This is a genomic window from Klebsiella sp. Shm-1 (assembly GCF_040804525.1).
Lineage (GTDB): Bacteria > Pseudomonadota > Gammaproteobacteria > Enterobacterales > Enterobacteriaceae > Klebsiella > Klebsiella pneumoniae.
Genome location: NZ_CP161823.1, coordinates 628,299 through 645,602 on the forward strand (window position 1 = coordinate 628,299; position 17,304 = coordinate 645,602).

The 17,304-nt window shown below is 60.9% G+C and carries 17 protein-coding genes; 7 read left to right on the forward strand and 10 right to left on the reverse strand.

The features are described from left to right. Positions 1-39 precede the first annotated feature (39 nt). From AB1E37_RS03095 to AB1E37_RS03115, 5 genes are all read right to left on the reverse strand, one after another. On the reverse strand, positions 40-1,689 hold the full coding sequence (locus AB1E37_RS03095) for a glycerone kinase (protein ID WP_004174228.1): 1,650 nt from the start codon (positions 1,687-1,689) through the stop codon (positions 40-42). Between the two features lie 75 nt (positions 1,690-1,764). Continuing rightward, on the reverse strand, positions 1,765-3,186 hold the full coding sequence (gene dhaM / locus AB1E37_RS03100; protein ID WP_004174229.1) for a dihydroxyacetone kinase phosphoryl donor subunit DhaM: 1,422 nt from the start codon (positions 3,184-3,186) through the stop codon (positions 1,765-1,767). 10 nt (positions 3,187-3,196) lie between these two features. Then, a complete protein-coding gene (gene dhaL / locus AB1E37_RS03105; protein ID WP_002917683.1) occupies positions 3,197-3,829 on the reverse strand; it encodes a dihydroxyacetone kinase subunit DhaL in 633 nt (210 codons plus the stop codon). 10 nt (positions 3,830-3,839) lie between these two features. Then, positions 3,840-4,910 (reverse strand): dihydroxyacetone kinase subunit DhaK, encoded by a 1,071-nt coding sequence (dhaK, locus tag AB1E37_RS03110; RefSeq protein ID WP_002917682.1) that lies wholly within the window; start codon positions 4,908-4,910, stop codon positions 3,840-3,842. A gap of 155 nt (positions 4,911-5,065) precedes the next feature. After that, positions 5,066-5,251: a hypothetical protein gene (locus AB1E37_RS03115; protein WP_020324489.1), complete on the reverse strand. Its 186-nt coding sequence runs from the start codon at positions 5,249-5,251 to the stop codon at positions 5,066-5,068. A gap of 269 nt (positions 5,252-5,520) precedes the next feature. Here AB1E37_RS03115 and AB1E37_RS03120 point away from each other — a divergent pair, with 269 nt between their 5' ends. Beyond that, positions 5,521-6,618: a glycerol dehydrogenase gene (locus AB1E37_RS03120; RefSeq protein ID WP_002917681.1), complete on the forward strand. Its 1,098-nt coding sequence runs from the start codon at positions 5,521-5,523 to the stop codon at positions 6,616-6,618. Between the two features lie 101 nt (positions 6,619-6,719). After that, the gene (gene dhaR, locus AB1E37_RS03125) at positions 6,720-8,645 is read left to right on the forward strand and encodes a dihydroxyacetone kinase operon transcriptional regulator DhaR (protein WP_002917680.1); all 1,926 of its coding nucleotides are present in this window, start codon (positions 6,720-6,722) and stop codon (positions 8,643-8,645) included. Here the strand turns inward: dhaR and AB1E37_RS03130 are convergent. The 4 genes from AB1E37_RS03130 to AB1E37_RS03145 are packed head-to-tail and all read right to left on the reverse strand — an operon-like array spanning position 8,623 to position 11,141. After that, complete coding sequence (locus AB1E37_RS03130) at positions 8,623-9,153, reverse strand: cob(I)yrinic acid a,c-diamide adenosyltransferase (protein WP_002917679.1); 531 nt, start codon at positions 9,151-9,153, stop codon at positions 8,623-8,625. The genes dhaR and AB1E37_RS03130 overlap by 23 nt on opposite strands. After that, entirely contained in the window at positions 9,154-9,507 is a 354-nt protein-coding gene (locus AB1E37_RS03135) for a glycerol dehydratase reactivase beta/small subunit family protein (RefSeq protein ID WP_002917678.1), read from the reverse strand. It lies immediately after the preceding gene. A gap of 20 nt (positions 9,508-9,527) precedes the next feature. Next, positions 9,528-10,691: a 1,3-propanediol dehydrogenase gene (gene dhaT, locus AB1E37_RS03140; protein ID WP_004150927.1), complete on the reverse strand. Its 1,164-nt coding sequence runs from the start codon at positions 10,689-10,691 to the stop codon at positions 9,528-9,530. A 21-nt stretch (positions 10,692-10,712) separates the two neighbouring features. Then, positions 10,713-11,141, reverse strand: coding sequence for a heme-binding protein (locus AB1E37_RS03145; RefSeq protein ID WP_032448167.1), 429 nt, complete (start codon positions 11,139-11,141; stop codon positions 10,713-10,715). Positions 11,142-11,554: 413 nt separating this feature from the next. On the opposite strand from AB1E37_RS03145, the gene AB1E37_RS03150 reads away from it, so the two are divergent. Genes AB1E37_RS03150 through AB1E37_RS03170 form a run of 5 tightly spaced genes read left to right on the forward strand, consistent with a single transcriptional unit; the run spans position 11,555 to position 16,940 of the window. After that, a complete protein-coding gene (locus AB1E37_RS03150; protein WP_002917676.1) occupies positions 11,555-13,222 on the forward strand; it encodes a propanediol/glycerol family dehydratase large subunit in 1,668 nt (555 codons plus the stop codon). 12 nt (positions 13,223-13,234) lie between these two features. Beyond that, on the forward strand, positions 13,235-13,819 hold the full coding sequence (locus AB1E37_RS03155; protein WP_002917672.1) for a propanediol/glycerol family dehydratase medium subunit: 585 nt from the start codon (positions 13,235-13,237) through the stop codon (positions 13,817-13,819). A 2-nt stretch (positions 13,820-13,821) separates the two neighbouring features. After that, complete coding sequence (locus AB1E37_RS03160) at positions 13,822-14,247, forward strand: glycerol dehydratase small subunit DhaB3 (RefSeq protein WP_002917670.1); 426 nt, start codon at positions 13,822-13,824, stop codon at positions 14,245-14,247. Between the two features lie 12 nt (positions 14,248-14,259). Then, on the forward strand, positions 14,260-16,083 hold the full coding sequence (locus AB1E37_RS03165; protein WP_002917661.1) for a diol dehydratase reactivase subunit alpha: 1,824 nt from the start codon (positions 14,260-14,262) through the stop codon (positions 16,081-16,083). A 53-nt stretch (positions 16,084-16,136) separates the two neighbouring features. Continuing rightward, a complete protein-coding gene (locus tag AB1E37_RS03170; RefSeq protein WP_002917658.1) occupies positions 16,137-16,940 on the forward strand; it encodes an MIP/aquaporin family protein in 804 nt (267 codons plus the stop codon). A gap of 55 nt (positions 16,941-16,995) precedes the next feature. Here the strand turns inward: AB1E37_RS03170 and hdeB are convergent, their stop codons facing one another. After that, positions 16,996-17,301, reverse strand: coding sequence for an acid-activated periplasmic chaperone HdeB (hdeB, locus tag AB1E37_RS03175; protein ID WP_002917655.1), 306 nt, complete (start codon positions 17,299-17,301; stop codon positions 16,996-16,998). Positions 17,302-17,304: the final 3 nt, after the last annotated feature.

Below are 17,304 nucleotides of genomic sequence, written 5' to 3' on the forward strand. Positions count from 1 at the left end.
TTACGTCGCCCCGGTAAGCGCAGCGCCACCGGGGAAGGCTTAGCGTTCCGCCAGCGCCTTAAACACCATTGCCACCGCGTGGGCGCCGGGGTCCATATTGCCGAGCAGGCTCTCGCTGTTGAGATAGGAGGCGCGTCCGGCGCCGGCTTTGCTCGACTGGCAGGTGCGATCCGCGCCGGCCTGCGCCGCGGCGAAAGCGGCCTGCAGATTATCCGGTTCGGCCAGCAGCGCCGCCAGCGCCGGCTGTAGAGCATCAATCATTGTCCGGTCGCCCTCATCGGCGCCGCCGTAAAATTTCATCTGCCCCAGACCGGCGTTCAGCGCCTCGGCCACGCTGGCGCCTTGCCCCAGCTTCTGCCCGGCAGCGGTGAAGAAGATAGACATCAATACCCCGCTGGAGCCGCCCATCACCACCGTCAGGCGTTCGCCGATCAGCGCGAAGAGCGTTGGCAGATCGTTCAGCGGCAGCTGCTGACGCTCGAGCCGCTCGGCAATCTCGCGCGCCCCGGCGGCGAAGGTGGAGCCGGTATCGCCGTCGCCTACTTTGGCATCCAGCGCGTTGAGATGTTCTTCAAGATCGATGAGGGCGCCGGTCACCTGCGCCACGTAATCGCCCACCTGTGGGTTGGCCGAGGGCGTAAAATCCACCCGGGCGCTGTCGAGGGTGGACGGCACGACGTTGATAGTCCGCGGCTGCACCGGCTTCTGCCAGCTGGCGGTTTCCACATCCGACAGCAGCGCTTTCTCAATACTCTCCTCCAGCACGATGGCGGTCAGCGAGAAGCCTTTCATATCCAGCGCCGTCACCAGCGAGGCCGGGCCTATTAACCAGTCAATGCGCGCCTGCAGCGGGGTGTTGGCCAGCTCGCGGGTCAGGATCGCCATCTCAGCCACCGACACGCCGCCGAGGTTATTGAGCATCACCGCCAGGCGGCCGGTTTCCGGTAGGGCGGCGGTCAGTTTTTCCACCATCAGGTTAACGATCTCCGCACTGTTTTGCGTGGCGATCGTCGAGGCGCCCGGCTCACCGTGGATGCCCATTCCCAGCTCGGCGTGACCGGCCTGATGGCGCGGCGCGCTGTCGGCTTCCTGCGGCAGGTGGCAGCTGGCCAGCGCCACCCCGATGCTGGCGGTATGGCTGGCGGCGTATTGCGCTTCACGCAGGACGGTGGCGAGGTTGAAGCCGCGCTCGGCGAAATAGCCCGCCACTTTATGCACCAGAATGGTCCCGGCGATGCCGCGCGGCTGTTTGTTATCCGGCAGCGAAATATCGTCGCCGACGATCAGCATCTCCACGTTGTAGCCGAGTCGGCGCGCTTTCTCCGCCGCCAGACCGAAGTTAAGCCGATCGCCGGTGTAGTTTTTGACGATCAGCAGGCAGCCCGCCTCGCCGGTCACTGCCTGAATGGCGGTGAGCACCGCGTCGACGCTCGGCGAGGCGAACAGATCGCCGCAGACCGCGGCGGTCAGCATGCCTTTACCAATAAAGCCGACGTGCGCCGGTTCATGGCCGGCGCCGCCGCCGGAGATCACCGCCACGTTGTTTTTATTCAGATCGCGACGGACCACCACCCGGATCGCCGGGTCGCTCTCCAGACGGGCGAGGTTATTCCACGGGCTGGCGATAATGGTACCCTCAATCACATCGTTGACGAGGCTGGCGCGCTGGTTAAAAAAGAATTGAGACATAGTGGTTCCTGAAGAGTAAGCGAAAACTCACCCTCCGGAGGCAGGCCCCCGGAGCGGTAACGGTCAACGTGAATTTTAGTCACGGATAAGGCGCTGGTGGCGCATATCGAGCACGATAGTCTCGCCGGGCTGCACGCTGTTCAGCGCCTCGCCCTGCTGGCTCAGCCAGGCGATCCCCGCCGCGCGGGCGATAATCGCGCCGTGAGCCTGTTCGCTGCCATCGCGCAGGCACAGGCCTTTAACGAAGCTGGCATCCAGCTGTAAGACGGTTGAGGGATAAATGTTGTCGGCAATAATAATTGTTGGCTCGCCGGGCGTCGGCACTCTCTCCTGAACGCCCTGCAGATGGCGCAGGGTGCGCTGCAAAATATCTTCGATATCGATATAGCGCGCCTGCAGGTAGGGGTCATCCAGCTGGCGATACTGCTGGCTGAGCTCCATCAACACCTGATGCCATGCCCATTCCGCCGTGCATTGTTCGGTGAGCAGACGATCGTTGGCGGCATCAAACAGATCGTCATCGTCGAGCAGGGTGTGGTGCCCGGCGAAGATCGCCGCGATATCGGCGTGAAATTTATTTTCCGCCAGCTCGGTCAGGGCGATAAGATCCGCCAGCGTCTGGTCAATGGCCTGGCGCAGGCGCTGCTGCTCGCGGGCGGCATCGGCGGCAGCCGGGCGGAGCGGCTGGATCAGGGCCAGCGGATAGCGCAGGGCAGCGCCTTCGACGCGCTCGGGCGTTGCCGGAGCCGCTGCCGGTTGCGCCGCAGGCGATTCACCGAAGTTATCGGCGGCCAGCGCCTGAAACGCCGCCAGCGCCGCGTCGGCATCCGGACCGCGGGCCAGCAGGCGCAGCTTATCGTTGCGGCGGACCTGCAATAGCGCGATTTGGTTGAGGCTGTCCGGTTTGACGCACTTCCCGTTTTTCTCCAGCAGCAGATCGGCGTTAAAGCCCGCCAGCGCGGCGACCAGCTTCGACGCCGGACGCACGTGCAGGCCGTTGTGATTGTTAATAATGACTGACACCGATTTTGTGTCGCCGTCGTCGGCAAGCATCGGCGCCGGCGCGGCGTCAGAAGTTGGCGAAGGTAAACCCAGCTGAACCCGCTTGGCCTCCAGGGCGCTCATGGCGTCGGCGATCACCTTGTCGATCCCGGCGCCGGAGGCAGCGCTGACGGTGGCCGCCAGCGTCCCTTCCACCAGCGGCGCGGCGCACAGTCGCACCTTCGCGGCAATCGCCGGATCGAGCAGATCGAGGGCGGTTTCGGCGCTGAGCAACGCGCTGCCGATATCCATCATCACCAGCACGTGATCGGTATCGGCCACGGATTCGATCGCCTCCATGACTTTAAGCGGATCGGTGCCGATCGGGCTGTCGGGATCGTCGATCCCGGCGGCGATCGCCAGTTTGCAGCCATCGTTGATTAACATCTGCCGGGCCAGTTCTCCGACACCTTCGCCCAGCCGGGCGCTATGAGAAACAATAACCAGGTTTACCATCGCGATTTCCTTACTCTTTGGCGGCGGCGGCCAGCATCTGAACCATAAACAGCACCGAGGTCGCGCCGGGATCCTGATGTCCGATGCTGCGCTCGCCGAGATAGCTGGCGCGGCCTTTACGCGCCTGCATAGTGATGGTGGCGTGGGCCGCACGCTCGGCCACTTCGCAGGCGGCATCCATCGCGGCGGCGATCGACAGGTGCTGCTCGCTGGACTGGCGCAGGGAGTCCACCACCGGCAGCCAGACGTCGCACATGGTTTTATCCCCTGGCTCCGCTTTGCCGCGATTGACGACACCGTCCGCACCTTCGCGGATCATCAGGTACAGCTCGTCGAGCGTCAGGCTCTGGTGGGCCTGGGTCACCTGCGCGGCGCGAATGAAGAAGGTGCCGAACAGCGGGCCGCTGGCGCCGCCGACGTTGGAGAGCAGCGTCATGCCGGTGTTTTTGAGGATAAAGCCAATATCTTTATCGGCAATCGACGGCAGCTTTTCGACCACTTTACTGAAACCGCGGTGCATATTGAGACCGTGGTCGGCGTCGCCAATCTCTTTATCGAGGCCGGTGAGAAAATCGCTCTCTTTGGTGAAAATATCGCCGCAGCGGTACAGCCAGTCGACGATTTGCGTTCTGTTCAGTGACATGTCGTGCTCCTTAGTTTCCCCAGTTCAGCGCCGGGGTGTGAACCGGGGCGTCCCATAGCGTCAGCGTCTCGTCATCCACTTTCAGCAGAGTGATGGAGAAGCCCGCCATATCCAGCGAAGTACAGTAGCTGCCGATGAGGTTGCGTTCGATGATGATGCCGGACGCTTCGCAGCGCTGGGCGAGGCGGTTATACACGCCATACAGTTCGGAAAGCGGAGTGGCGCCGAGGTTATTAACCAGCGCGATAACCCGGTCGCCGTTTTGCAACGCGGTTTTGCTCTGCTGCACTTCCTGCCACGCGCCCTTGACGGTATCCCACTGGCGCAGCGTGCGGCTGTAAGCGCCGTTTTCCAGCAGGGTATCGAACATCTCATCGACGGTTTGGTCCAGCGAGCTGAAGCGGCGGCGGTCGATGCCCGGCTCGCCGTGAATGCCGACGCCGAACTCCATCTCGTCATCTTTCAGCGTAAAGGAGGGCTGCCCGGCAGCCGGTACGGTGCAGGCGCCAAGGGCGATACCAATCGAGTGGCCGAGATTGTTCAGGCGGCGGCCCAGTTCAGCGCAGGCTTCCAGCGAGTCGCCGCGCTCGGCGGCGGCGCCGACCAATTTTTCGATCAGTACGGTGTTGGCGACGCCGCGACGACCGGCGGTATAGAGGCTGTCTTTCACCGCCACGTCGTCGTCGACCACCACGGTGGTGACTTTAATGCCGCTCTCATGCAGCAGCTCGGTGGCGGTCTCAAAATTCAGGATGTCGCCGGTATAGTTTTTGATAATTAGCAAGACGCCTTCGCCGCCGTCAATTTGCATCGCGCATTCAAACATTTTGTCCGGCGTCGGCGAGGTGAAGATTTCCCCCGGACAGGCGCCGGAGAGCATGCCCTGGCCGATATAGCCGCAGTGCATCGGTTCATGTCCGCTGCCGCCGCCGGAGAGCAGGGCCACCTTGCCAGCCACCGGCGCGTCGGTGCGGGTCACATACAGCGGGTCCTGATGCAGGGTCAGCTGCGGATGGGCTTTAGCCAGCCCCTGTAATTGTTCATTCAGTACATCTTCAACACGGTTAATCAGCTTTTTCATTATTCAGTGCTCCGTTGGAGAAGGTTCGATGCCGCCTCTCTGCTGGCGGAGGCGGTCATCGCGTAGGGGTATCGTCTGACGGTGGAGCGTGCCTGGCGATATGATGATTCTGGCTGAGCGGACGAAAAAAAGAATGCCCCGACGATCGGGTTTCATTACGAAACATTGCTTCCTGATTTTGTTTCTTTATGGAACGTTTTTGCTGAGGATATGGTGAAAATGCGAGCTGGCGCGCTTTTTTTCTTCTGCCATAAGCGGCGGTCAGGATAGCCGGCGAAGCGGGTGGGAAAAAATTTTTTGCTGATTTTCTGCCGACTGCGGGAGAAAAGGCGGTCAAACACGGAGGATTGTAAGGGCATTATGCGGCAAAGGAGCGGATCGGGATCGCAATCCTGACAGAGACTAGGGTTTTTTGTTCCAATATGGAACGTAAAAAATTAACCTGTGTTTCATATCAGAACAAAAAGGCGAAAGATTTTTTTGTTCCCTGCCGGCCCTACAGTGATCGCACTGCTCCGGTACGCTCCGTTCAGGCCGCGCTTCACTGGCCGGCGCGGATAACGCCAGGGCTCATCATGTTTACATGCGCACTTATTTGAGGGTGAAAGGAATGCTAAAAGTTATTCAATCTCCAGCCAAATATCTTCAGGGTCCTGATGCTGCTGTTCTGTTCGGTCAATATGCCAAAAACCTGGCGGAGAGCTTCTTCGTCATCGCCGACGATTTCGTAATGAAGCTGGCGGGAGAGAAAGTGGTGAATGGCCTGCAGAGCCACGATATTCGCTGCCATGCGGAACGGTTTAACGGCGAATGCAGCCATGCGGAAATCAACCGTCTGATGGCGATTTTGCAAAAACAGGGCTGCCGCGGCGTGGTCGGGATCGGCGGTGGTAAAACCCTCGATACCGCGAAGGCGATCGGTTACTACCAGAAGCTGCCGGTGGTGGTGATCCCGACCATCGCCTCGACCGATGCGCCGACCAGCGCGCTGTCGGTGATCTACACCGAAGCGGGCGAGTTTGAAGAGTATCTGATCTATCCGAAAAACCCGGATATGGTGGTGATGGACACGGCGATTATCGCCAAAGCGCCGGTACGCCTGCTGGTCTCCGGCATGGGCGATGCGCTCTCCACCTGGTTCGAGGCCAAAGCTTGCTACGATGCGCGCGCCACCAGCATGGCCGGAGGACAGTCCACCGAGGCGGCGTTGAGCCTCGCCCGCCTGTGCTATGATACGCTGCTGGCGGAGGGCGAAAAGGCCCGTCTGGCGGCGCAGGCCGGGGTAGTGACCGAAGCGCTGGAGCGCATCATCGAGGCGAACACTTATCTCAGCGGCATTGGCTTTGAAAGCAGTGGCCTGGCCGCCGCCCACGCAATCCACAACGGTTTCACCATTCTTGAAGAGTGCCACCATCTGTATCACGGTGAGAAAGTGGCCTTCGGTACCCTGGCGCAGCTGGTGCTGCAGAACAGCCCGATGGACGAGATTGAAACGGTGCTGGGCTTCTGCCAGCGCGTCGGCCTGCCGGTGACGCTCGCGCAGATGGGCGTCAAAGAGGGGATCGACGAGAAAATCGCCGCGGTGGCGAAAGCCACCTGCGCGGAAGGGGAAACCATCCACAATATGCCGTTTGCGGTGACCCCGGAGAGCGTCCATGCCGCTATCCTCACCGCCGATCTGTTAGGCCAGCAGTGGCTGGCGCGTTAATTCGCGGTGGCTAAACCGCTGGCCCAGGTCAGCGGTTTTTCTTTCTCCCCTCCGGCAGTCGCTGCCGGAGGGGTTCTCTATGGTACAACGCGGAAAAGGATATGACTGTTCAGACTCAGGATACCGGGAAGGCGGTCTCTTCCGTCATCGCCCAGTCATGGCACCGCTGCAGCAAGTTTATGCAGCGCGAAACCTGGCAAACGCCGCACCAGGCCCAGGGCCTGACCTTCGACTCGATCTGTCGGCGTAAAACCGCGCTGCTGACCATCGGTCAGGCGGCGCTGGAAGACGCCTGGGAGTTTATGGACGGTCGCCCCTGCGCGCTGTTTATTCTTGATGAGTCTGCCTGCATCCTCAGCCGTTGCGGCGAGCCGCAAACCCTGGCCCAGCTGGCTGCCCTGGGATTTCGCGACGGCAGCTACTGCGCGGAGAGCATTATCGGCACCTGCGCGCTGTCGCTGGCCGCGATGCAGGGCCAGCCGATCAACACCGCCGGCGATCGGCATTTTAAGCAGGCGCTACAGCCATGGAGTTTTTGCTCGACGCCGGTGTTTGATAACCACGGGCGGCTGTTCGGCTCTATCTCGCTTTGCTGTCTGGTCGAGCACCAGTCCAGCGCCGACCTCTCCCTGACGCTGGCCATCGCCCGCGAGGTGGGTAACTCCCTGCTTACCGACAGCCTGCTGGCGGAATCCAACCGTCACCTCAATCAGATGTACGGCCTGCTGGAGAGCATGGACGATGGGGTGATGGCGTGGAACGAACAGGGCGTGCTGCAGTTTCTCAATGTTCAGGCGGCGAGACTGTTGCATCTTGATGCTCAGGCCAGCCAGGGGAAAAATATCGCCGATCTGGTGACCCTCCCGGCGCTGCTGCGCCGCGCCATCAAACACGCCCGCGGCCTGAATCACGTCGAAGTCACCTTTGAAAGTCAGCATCAGTTTGTCGACGCGGTGATCACCTTAAAACCGATTGTCGAGGCGCAAGGCAACAGTTTTATTCTGCTGCTGCATCCGGTGGAGCAGATGCGGCAGCTGATGACCAGCCAGCTCGGTAAAGTGAGCCACACCTTTGAGCAGATGTCTGCCGACGATCCGGAAACCCGACGCCTGATCCACTTTGGCCGCCAGGCGGCGCGCGGCGGCTTCCCGGTGCTGCTGTGCGGTGAAGAGGGGGTTGGGAAAGAGCTGCTGAGCCAGGCTATTCACAATGAAAGCGAACGGGCGGGCGGCCCCTACATCGCCGTCAACTGCCAGCTATATGCCGACAGCGTGCTGGGCCAGGACTTTATGGGCAGCGCCCCTACCGACGATGAAAATGGTCGCCTGAGCCGCCTTGAGCTGGCCAACGGCGGCACCCTGTTTCTGGAAAAGATCGAGTATCTGGCGCCGGAGCTGCAGTCGGCCCTGCTGCAGGTCATTAAGCAGGGCGTGCTCACCCGCCTCGACGCCCGGCGCCTGATCCCGGTGGATGTGAAGGTGATTGCCACCACCACCGTCGATCTGGCCAATCTGGTGGAACAGAACCGCTTTAGCCGCCAGCTGTACTATGCGCTGCACTCCTTTGAGATCGTCATCCCGCCGCTGCGCGCCCGACGCAACAGTATTCCGTCGCTGGTGCATAACCGGTTGAAGAGCCTGGAGAAGCGTTTCTCTTCGCGACTGAAAGTGGACGATGACGCGCTGGCGCAGCTGGTGGCCTACTCGTGGCCGGGGAATGATTTTGAGCTCAACAGCGTCATTGAGAATATCGCCATCAGCAGCGACAACGGCCACATTCGCCTGAGTAATCTGCCGGAATATCTCTTTTCCGAGCGGCCGGGCGGGGATAGCGCGTCATCGCTGCTGCCGGCCAGCCTGACCTTTAGCGCCATCGAAAAGGAAGCTATTATTCACGCCGCCCGGGTGACCAGCGGGCGGGTGCAGGAGATGTCGCAGCTGCTCAATATCGGCCGCACCACCCTGTGGCGCAAAATGAAGCAGTACGATATTGACGCCAGCCAGTTCAAGCGCAAGCATCAGGCCTAGTCTCCTCGATACGCGCCATGGAGAACAGGGCATCCGACAGGCGATTGCTGTAGCGTTTGAGCGCGTCGCGCAGCGGATGCGCGCGGTCCATGGCCGTCAGCAGGCGTTCGAGCCGACGGGACTGGGTGCGCGCCACGTGCAGCTGGGCAGAGGCGAGATTCCTCCCCGGGATCACGAACTGTTTTAACGGGCCGCTCTCGGCCATATTGCGGTCGATAAGCCGCTCCAGGGCGGTGATCTCCTCTTCGCCGATCGTCTGGCTCAGGCGGGTCAGGCCCCGCGCATCGCTGGCCAGTTCAGCCCCCAGCACGAACAGCGTCTGCTGAATATGGTGCAGGCTTTCCCGCAGCCCGGCGTCGCGGGTCGTGGCGTAGCAGACGCCCAGCTGGGATATCAGTTCATCGACGGTGCCGTAAGCCTCGACGCGAATATGGTCTTTCTCGATGCGGCTGCCGCCGTACAGGGCGGTGGTGCCTTTATCCCCGGTGCGGGTATAGATACGATACATTCAGTTTCTCTCACTTAACGGCAGGACTTTAACCAGCTGCCCGGCGTTGGCGCCGAGCGTACGCAGATGATCGTCGCTATCGGTGACGTGTCCGGTAGCCAGCGGCGCGTCCGCCGGCAGCTGGGCATGAGTGAGGGCTATCTCGCCGGACGCGCTGAGCCCGATACCCACCCGCAGGGGCGAGCTTCTGGCCGCCAGGGCGCCCAGCGCAGCGGCGTCACCGCCTCCGTCATAGGTTATGGTCTGGCAGGGGACCCCCTGCTCCTCCAGCCCCCAGCACAGCTCATTGATGGCGCCGGCATGGTGCCCGCGCGGATCGTAAAACAGGCGTACGCCTGGCGGTGAAAGCGACATGACGGCCCCCTCGTTAACACTCAGAATGCCTGGCGGAAAATCGCGGCAATCTCCTGCTCGTTGCCTTTACGCGGGTTCGAGAACGCATTGCCGTCTTTCAGAGCCATCTCCGCCATGTAGGGGAAGTCGGCCTCTTTTACCCCCAGATCGCGCAGATGCTGCGGAATACCGATATCCATCGACAGACGCGTGATAGCGGCGATGGCTTTTTCCGCCGCGTCGAGAGTGGACAGTCCGGTGATATTTTCGCCCATCAGTTCAGCGATATCGGCGAATTTCTCCGGGTTGGCGATCAGGTTGTAGCGCGCCACATGCGGCAGCAGGACAGCGTTGGCCACGCCGTGCGGCATGTCGTACAGGCCGCCCAGCTGGTGCGCCATGGCGTGCACGTAGCCGAGGTTGGCGTTATTGAAAGCCATCCCGGCCAGCAGAGAAGCATAGGCCATGTTTTCCCGCGCCTGCAGATTGCTGCCGAGGGCCACGGCCTGGCGCAGGTTGCGGGCGATGAGGCGGATCGCCTGCATGGCGGCGGCGTCCGTCACCGGGTTAGCGTCTTTGGAGATATAGGCCTCTACGGCGTGGGTCAGGGCATCCATCCCGGTCGCCGCGGTCAGGGCGGCCGGTTTACCGATCATCAGCAGTGGATCGTTGATAGAGACCGACGGCAGGTTGCGCCAGCTGACGATCACAAACTTCACTTTGGTTTCGGTGTTGGTCAGGACGCAGTGGCGGGTGACCTCGCTGGCGGTGCCGGCGGTGGTATTGACCGCGACGATAGGCGGCAGCGGGTTGGTCAGGGTCTCGATTCCGGCATACTGGTACAGATCGCCCTCATGGGTGGCGGCGATGCCGATGCCTTTGCCGCAATCGTGCGGGCTGCCGCCGCCCACGGTGACGATGATGTCGCACTGTTCGCGGCGAAACACGGCGAGGCCGTCGCGCACGTTGGTGTCTTTCGGGTTCGGCTCGACGCCGTCAAAGATCGCCACCTCGATCCCGGCCTCCCGCAGATAATGCAGGGTTTTGTCCACCGCGCCATCTTTAATTGCCCGCAGGCCTTTGTCGGTGACCAGCAGGGCTTTTTTCCCCCCCAGCAGCTGGCAGCGTTCGCCGACTACGGAAATGGCGTTGGGGCCAAAAAAGTTAACGTTTGGCACCAGATAATCAAACATACGATAGCTCATAATATACCTTCTCGCTTCAGGTTATAATGCGGAAAAACAATCCAGGGCGCACTGGGCTAATAATTGATCCTGCTCGACCGTACCGCCGCTAACGCCGACGGCGCCAATTACCTGCTCATTAAAAATAACTGGCAGGCCGCCGCCAAAAATAATAATTCGCTGTTGGTTGGTTAGCTGCAGACCGTACAGAGATTGTCCTGGCTGGACCGCTGACGTAATTTCATGGGTACCTTGCTTCAGGCTGCAGGCGCTCCAGGCTTTATTCAGGGAAATATCGCAGCTGGAGACGAAGGCCTCGTCCATCCGCTGAATAAGCAGCGTGTTGCCTCCGTGGTCAACCACGGAAAACACTACCGCCACCTTGATCTCAGTGGCTTTTTTTTGCACCGCCGCCGCCATTTGCTGGGCGGCAGCCAGGGTGATTGTCTGAACTTGTTGGCTCTTGTTCATCATTCTCTCCCGCACCAGGATAACGCTGGCGCGAATAGTCAGTAGGGGGCGATAGTAAAAAACTATTACCATTCGGTTGGCTTGCTTTATTTTTGTCAGCGTTATTTTGTCGCCCGCCATGATTTAGTCAATAGGGTTAAAATAGCGTCGGCAAAACGTAATTAAGGGCGTTTTTTATTAATTGATTTATATCATTGCGGGCGATCACATTTTTTATTTTTGCCGCCGGAGTAAAGTTTCATAGTGAAACTGTCGGTAGATTTCGTGTGCCAAATTGAAACGAAATTAAATTTATTTTTTTCACCACTGGCTCATTTAAAGTTCCGCTATTGCCGGTAATGGCCGGGCGGCAACGACGCTGGCCCGGCGTATTCGCTACCGTCTGCGGATTTCACCTTTTGAGCCGATGAACAATGAAAAGATCAAAACGATTTGCAGTACTGGCCCAGCGCCCCGTCAATCAGGACGGGCTGATTGGCGAGTGGCCTGAAGAGGGGCTGATCGCCATGGACAGCCCCTTTGACCCGGTCTCTTCAGTAAAAGTGGACAACGGTCTGATCGTCGAACTGGACGGCAAACGCCGGGACCAGTTTGACATGATCGACCGGTTTATCGCCGATTACGCGATCAACGTTGAGCGCACAGAGCAGGCAATGCGCCTGGAGGCGGTGGAAATAGCCCGTATGCTGGTGGATATTCACGTCAGCCGGGAGGAGATCATTGCCATCACTACCGCCATCACGCCGGCCAAAGCGGTCGAGGTGATGGCGCAGATGAACGTGGTGGAGATGATGATGGCGCTGCAGAAGATGCGTGCCCGCCGGACCCCCTCCAACCAGTGCCACGTCACCAATCTCAAAGATAATCCGGTGCAGATTGCCGCTGACGCCGCCGAGGCCGGGATCCGCGGCTTCTCAGAACAGGAGACCACGGTCGGTATCGCGCGCTACGCGCCGTTTAACGCCCTGGCGCTGTTGGTCGGTTCGCAGTGCGGCCGCCCCGGCGTGTTGACGCAGTGCTCGGTGGAAGAGGCCACCGAGCTGGAGCTGGGCATGCGTGGCTTAACCAGCTACGCCGAGACGGTGTCGGTCTACGGCACTGAAGCGGTATTTACCGACGGCGATGATACGCCGTGGTCAAAGGCGTTCCTCGCCTCGGCCTACGCCTCCCGCGGGTTGAAAATGCGCTACACCTCCGGCACCGGATCCGAAGCGCTGATGGGCTATTCGGAGAGCAAGTCGATGCTCTACCTCGAATCGCGCTGCATCTTCATTACCAAAGGCGCCGGGGTTCAGGGACTGCAAAACGGCGCGGTGAGCTGTATCGGCATGACCGGCGCTGTGCCGTCGGGCATTCGGGCGGTGCTGGCGGAAAACCTGATCGCCTCTATGCTCGACCTCGAAGTGGCGTCCGCCAACGACCAGACTTTCTCCCACTCGGATATTCGCCGCACCGCGCGCACCCTGATGCAGATGCTGCCGGGCACCGACTTTATTTTCTCCGGCTACAGCGCGGTGCCGAACTACGACAACATGTTCGCCGGCTCGAACTTCGATGCGGAAGATTTTGATGATTACAACATCCTGCAGCGTGACCTGATGGTTGACGGCGGCCTGCGTCCGGTGACCGAGGCGGAAACCATTGCCATTCGCCAGAAAGCGGCGCGGGCGATCCAGGCGGTTTTCCGCGAGCTGGGGCTGCCGCCAATCGCCGACGAGGAGGTGGAGGCCGCCACCTACGCGCACGGCAGCAACGAGATGCCGCCGCGTAACGTGGTGGAGGATCTGAGTGCGGTGGAAGAGATGATGAAGCGCAACATCACCGGCCTCGATATTGTCGGCGCGCTGAGCCGCAGCGGCTTTGAGGATATCGCCAGCAATATTCTCAATATGCTGCGCCAGCGGGTCACCGGCGATTACCTGCAGACCTCGGCCATTCTCGATCGACAGTTCGAGGTGGTGAGCGCGGTCAACGACATCAATGACTATCAGGGGCCGGGCACCGGCTATCGCATCTCTGCCGAACGCTGGGCGGAGATCAAAAATATTCCGGGCGTGGTTCAGCCTGACACCATTGAATAAGGCGGTATTCCTGTGCAACAGACAACCCAAATTCAGCCCTCTTTTACCCTGAAAACCCGCGAGGGCGGGGTAGCTTCTGCCGATGAACGCGCCGATGAAGTGGTGATCGGCGTCGGCCCTGCCTTCGATAAACACCAGCATCACACTCTGATCGATATGCCCCATGGCGCGATCCTCAAAGAGCTGATTGCCGGGGTGGAAGAAGAGGGGCTTCACGCCCGGGTGGTGCGCATTCTGCGCACGTCCGACGTCTCCTTTATGGCCTGGGATGCGGCCAACCTGAGCGGCTCGGGGATCGGCATCGGTATCCAGTCGAAGGGGACCACGGTCATCCATCAGCGCGATCTGCTGCCGCTCAGCAACCTGGAGCTGTTCTCCCAGGCGCCGCTGCTGACGCTGGAGACCTACCGGCAGATTGGCAAAAACGCCGCGCGCTATGCGCGCAAAGAGTCACCTTCGCCGGTGCCGGTGGTGAACGACCAGATGGTGCGGCCGAAATTTATGGCCAAAGCCGCGCTATTTCATATCAAAGAGACCAAGCATGTGGTGCAGGACGCCGAGCCCGTCACCCTGCACGTCGACTTAGTAAGGGAGTGACCATGAGCGAGAAAACCATGCGCGTGCAGGATTATCCGTTAGCCACCCGCTGCCCGGAGCATATCCTGACGCCTACCGGTAAACCATTGACCGATATTACCCTCGAGAAGGTGCTCTCTGGCGAGGTGGGCCCGCAGGATGTGCGGATCTCCCGCCAGACCCTTGAGTACCAGGCGCAGATTGCCGAGCAGATGCAGCGCCATGCGGTGGCGCGCAATTTCCGCCGCGCGGCGGAGCTTATCGCCATTCCTGACGAGCGCATTCTGGCTATCTATAACGCGCTGCGCCCCTTCCGCTCCTCGCAGGCGGAGCTGCTGGCGATCGCCGACGAGCTGGAGCACACCTGGCATGCGACAGTGAATGCCGCCTTTGTCCGGGAGTCGGCGGAAGTGTATCAGCAGCGGCATAAGCTGCGTAAAGGAAGCTAAGCGGAGGTCAGCATGCCGTTAATAGCCGGGATTGATATCGGCAACGCCACCACCGAGGTGGCGCTGGCGTCCGACGACCCGCAGGCGAGGGCGTTTGTTGCCAGCGGGATCGTCGCGACGACGGGCATGAAAGGGACGCGGGACAATATCGCCGGGACCCTCGCCGCGCTGGAGCAGGCCCTGGCGAAAACACCGTGGTCGATGAGCGATGTCTCTCGCATCTATCTTAACGAAGCCGCGCCGGTGATTGGCGATGTGGCGATGGAGACCATCACCGAGACCATTATCACCGAATCGACCATGATCGGTCATAACCCGCAGACGCCGGGCGGGGTGGGCGTTGGCGTGGGGACGACTATCGCCCTCGGGCGGCTGGCGACGCTGCCGGCGGCGCAGTATGCCGAGGGGTGGATCGTACTGATTGACGACGCCGTCGATTTCCTTGACGCCGTGTGGTGGCTCAATGAGGCGCTCGACCGGGGGATCAACGTGGTGGCGGCGATCCTCAAAAAGGACGACGGCGTGCTGGTGAACAACCGCCTGCGTAAAACCCTGCCGGTGGTAGATGAAGTGACGCTGCTGGAGCAGGTCCCCGAGGGGGTGATGGCGGCGGTGGAAGTGGCCGCGCCGGGCCAGGTGGTGCGGATCCTGTCGAATCCCTACGGGATCGCCACCTTCTTCGGGCTAAGCCCGGAAGAGACCCAGGCCATCGTCCCCATCGCCCGCGCCCTGATTGGCAACCGTTCAGCGGTGGTGCTCAAGACCCCGCAGGGGGATGTGCAGTCGCGGGTGATCCCGGCGGGCAACCTCTACATTAGCGGCGAAAAGCGCCGCGGAGAGGCCGATGTCGCCGAGGGCGCGGAAGCCATCATGCAGGCGATGAGCGCCTGCGCTCCGGTACGCGACATCCGCGGCGAACCGGGCACTCACGCCGGCGGCATGCTTGAGCGGGTGCGCAAGGTAATGGCGTCCCTGACCGGCCATGAGATGAGCGCGATATACATCCAGGATCTGCTGGCGGTGGATACGTTTATTCCGCGCAAGGTGCAGGGCGGGATGGCCGGTGAGTGCGCCATGGAAAATGCCGTCGGGATGGCGGCGATGGTGAAAGCGGATCGTCTGCAAATGCAGGTTATCGCCCGCGAACTGAGCGCCCGACTGCAGACCGAGGTGGTGGTGGGCGGCGTGGAGGCCAACATGGCCATCGCCGGGGCGTTAACCACTCCCGGCTGTGCGGCGCCGCTGGCGATCCTCGATCTCGGCGCCGGCTCGACGGATGCGGCGATCGTCAACGCGGAGGGGCAGATAACGGCGGTCCATCTCGCCGGGGCGGGGAATATGGTCAGCCTGTTGATTAAAACCGAGCTGGGCCTCGAGGATCTTTCGCTGGCGGAAGCGATAAAAAAGTACCCGCTGGCCAAAGTGGAAAGCCTGTTCAGTATTCGTCACGAGAATGGCGCGGTGGAGTTCTTTCGGGAAGCCCTCAGCCCGGCGGTGTTCGCCAAAGTGGTGTACATCAAGGAGGGCGAACTGGTGCCGATCGATAACGCCAGCCCGCTGGAAAAAATTCGTCTCGTGCGCCGGCAGGCGAAAGAGAAAGTGTTTGTCACCAACTGCCTGCGCGCGCTGCGCCAGGTCTCACCCGGCGGTTCCATTCGCGATATCGCCTTTGTGGTGCTGGTGGGCGGCTCATCGCTGGACTTTGAGATCCCGCAGCTTATCACGGAAGCCTTGTCGCACTATGGCGTGGTCGCCGGGCAGGGCAATATTCGGGGAACAGAAGGGCCGCGCAATGCGGTCGCCACCGGGCTGCTACTGGCCGGTCAGGCGAATTAAACGGGCGCTCGCGCCAGCCTCTCTCTTTAACGTGCTATTTCAGGATGCCGATAATGAACCAGACTTCTACCTTAACCGGGCAGTGCGTGGCCGAGTTTCTTGGCACCGGATTGCTCATTTTCTTCGGCGCGGGCTGCGTCGCTGCGCTGCGGGTCGCCGGGGCCAGCTTTGGTCAGTGGGAGATCAGTATTATCTGGGGCCTTGGCGTCGCCATGGCCATCTACCTGACGGCCGGTGTCTCCGGCGCGCACCTTAATCCGGCGGTGACCATTGCCCTGTGGCTGTTCGCCTGTTTTGAACGCCGCAAGGTGCTGCCGTTTATTGTTGCCCAGACGGCCGGGGCCTTCTGCGCCGCCGCGCTGGTGTATGGGCTCTATCGCCAGCTGTTTCTCGATCTTGAACAGAGTCAGCATATCGTGCGCGGCACTGCCGCCAGTCTTAACCTGGCCGGGGTCTTTTCCACGTACCCGCATCCACATATCACTTTTATACAAGCGTTTGCCGTGGAGACCACCATCACGGCAATCCTGATGGCGATGATCATGGCCCTGACCGACGACGGCAACGGAATTCCGCGCGGGCCGCTGGCGCCGTTGCTGATTGGCTTGCTGATCGCCGTGATCGGCGCGTCGATGGGGCCGCTAACCGGCTTTGCGCTGAATCCGGCGCGCGACTTCGGCCCAAAACTGTTTACCAGTCTGGCCGGGTGGGGCTCGATCGCCTTTACCGGTGGGCTGGCGATCCCTTACTTTCTGGTGCCGCTGCTGGCGCCGGTGGTGGGGGCGATTATCGGGGCGTTTTTGTATCGCAAGCTTATCGGCCGCCATCTGCCGTGCGAATGCGGTATCGATGAGTAAAGCGGGACCCGCCGCAGCGCGGCGGGTTTCCCCGGCCTGATGCCGGGGGGGGGGATTATTTTTTGATGACCGCGCTGAGATCGCCAAGTTTAGCGGCGGGGTTCTTGTGGCACTCCTGCAGCATTTTCGGTACCGAAACGGTCTCGACTTCATGCCAGTCAACATAGTCGCCGCCGCTAAAGTCGGTGTTGCGATTCACTACCCAGAAGGCCACCGGGGTCATGCTTTTTGGGTTCATATCCATAAATTCCTGACAGGTCATATTCTGCGGCGTGGTTTCCTCAACCGCGAACGCCGGGCTGGTCATCAGACAGAATGTGGTAGCCGCCACGGTCAATACGAGTGCTTTAGGTAAATTCATTTT

Bases quoted from the DNA above. Each gene is read 5' to 3' on its own strand.
- AB1E37_RS03095 (WP_004174228.1), bottom strand. From the start codon at position 1,689: ATGTCTCAATTCTTTTTTAACCAGCGCGCCAGCCTCGTCAACGATGTG.
- dhaM (WP_004174229.1), bottom strand. From the start codon at position 3,186: ATGGTAAACCTGGTTATTGTTTCTCATAGCGCCCGGCTGGGCGAAGGT.
- dhaL (WP_002917683.1), bottom strand. From the start codon at position 3,829: ATGTCACTGAACAGAACGCAAATCGTCGACTGGCTGTACCGCTGCGGC.
- dhaK (WP_002917682.1), bottom strand. From the start codon at position 4,910: ATGAAAAAGCTGATTAACCGTGTTGAAGATGTACTGAATGAACAATTA.
- AB1E37_RS03120 (WP_002917681.1), top strand. From the start codon at position 5,521: ATGCTAAAAGTTATTCAATCTCCAGCCAAATATCTTCAGGGTCCTGAT.
- dhaR (WP_002917680.1), top strand. From the start codon at position 6,720: ATGACTGTTCAGACTCAGGATACCGGGAAGGCGGTCTCTTCCGTCATC.
- AB1E37_RS03130 (WP_002917679.1), bottom strand. From the start codon at position 9,153: ATGTATCGTATCTATACCCGCACCGGGGATAAAGGCACCACCGCCCTG.
- AB1E37_RS03135 (WP_002917678.1), bottom strand. From the start codon at position 9,507: ATGTCGCTTTCACCGCCAGGCGTACGCCTGTTTTACGATCCGCGCGGG.
- dhaT (WP_004150927.1), bottom strand. From the start codon at position 10,691: ATGAGCTATCGTATGTTTGATTATCTGGTGCCAAACGTTAACTTTTTT.
- AB1E37_RS03145 (WP_032448167.1), bottom strand. From the start codon at position 11,141: ATGAACAAGAGCCAACAAGTTCAGACAATCACCCTGGCTGCCGCCCAG.
- AB1E37_RS03150 (WP_002917676.1), top strand. From the start codon at position 11,555: ATGAAAAGATCAAAACGATTTGCAGTACTGGCCCAGCGCCCCGTCAAT.
- AB1E37_RS03160 (WP_002917670.1), top strand. From the start codon at position 13,822: ATGAGCGAGAAAACCATGCGCGTGCAGGATTATCCGTTAGCCACCCGC.
- AB1E37_RS03165 (WP_002917661.1), top strand. From the start codon at position 14,260: ATGCCGTTAATAGCCGGGATTGATATCGGCAACGCCACCACCGAGGTG.
- AB1E37_RS03170 (WP_002917658.1), top strand. From the start codon at position 16,137: ATGAACCAGACTTCTACCTTAACCGGGCAGTGCGTGGCCGAGTTTCTT.
- hdeB (WP_002917655.1), bottom strand. From the start codon at position 17,301: ATGAATTTACCTAAAGCACTCGTATTGACCGTGGCGGCTACCACATTC.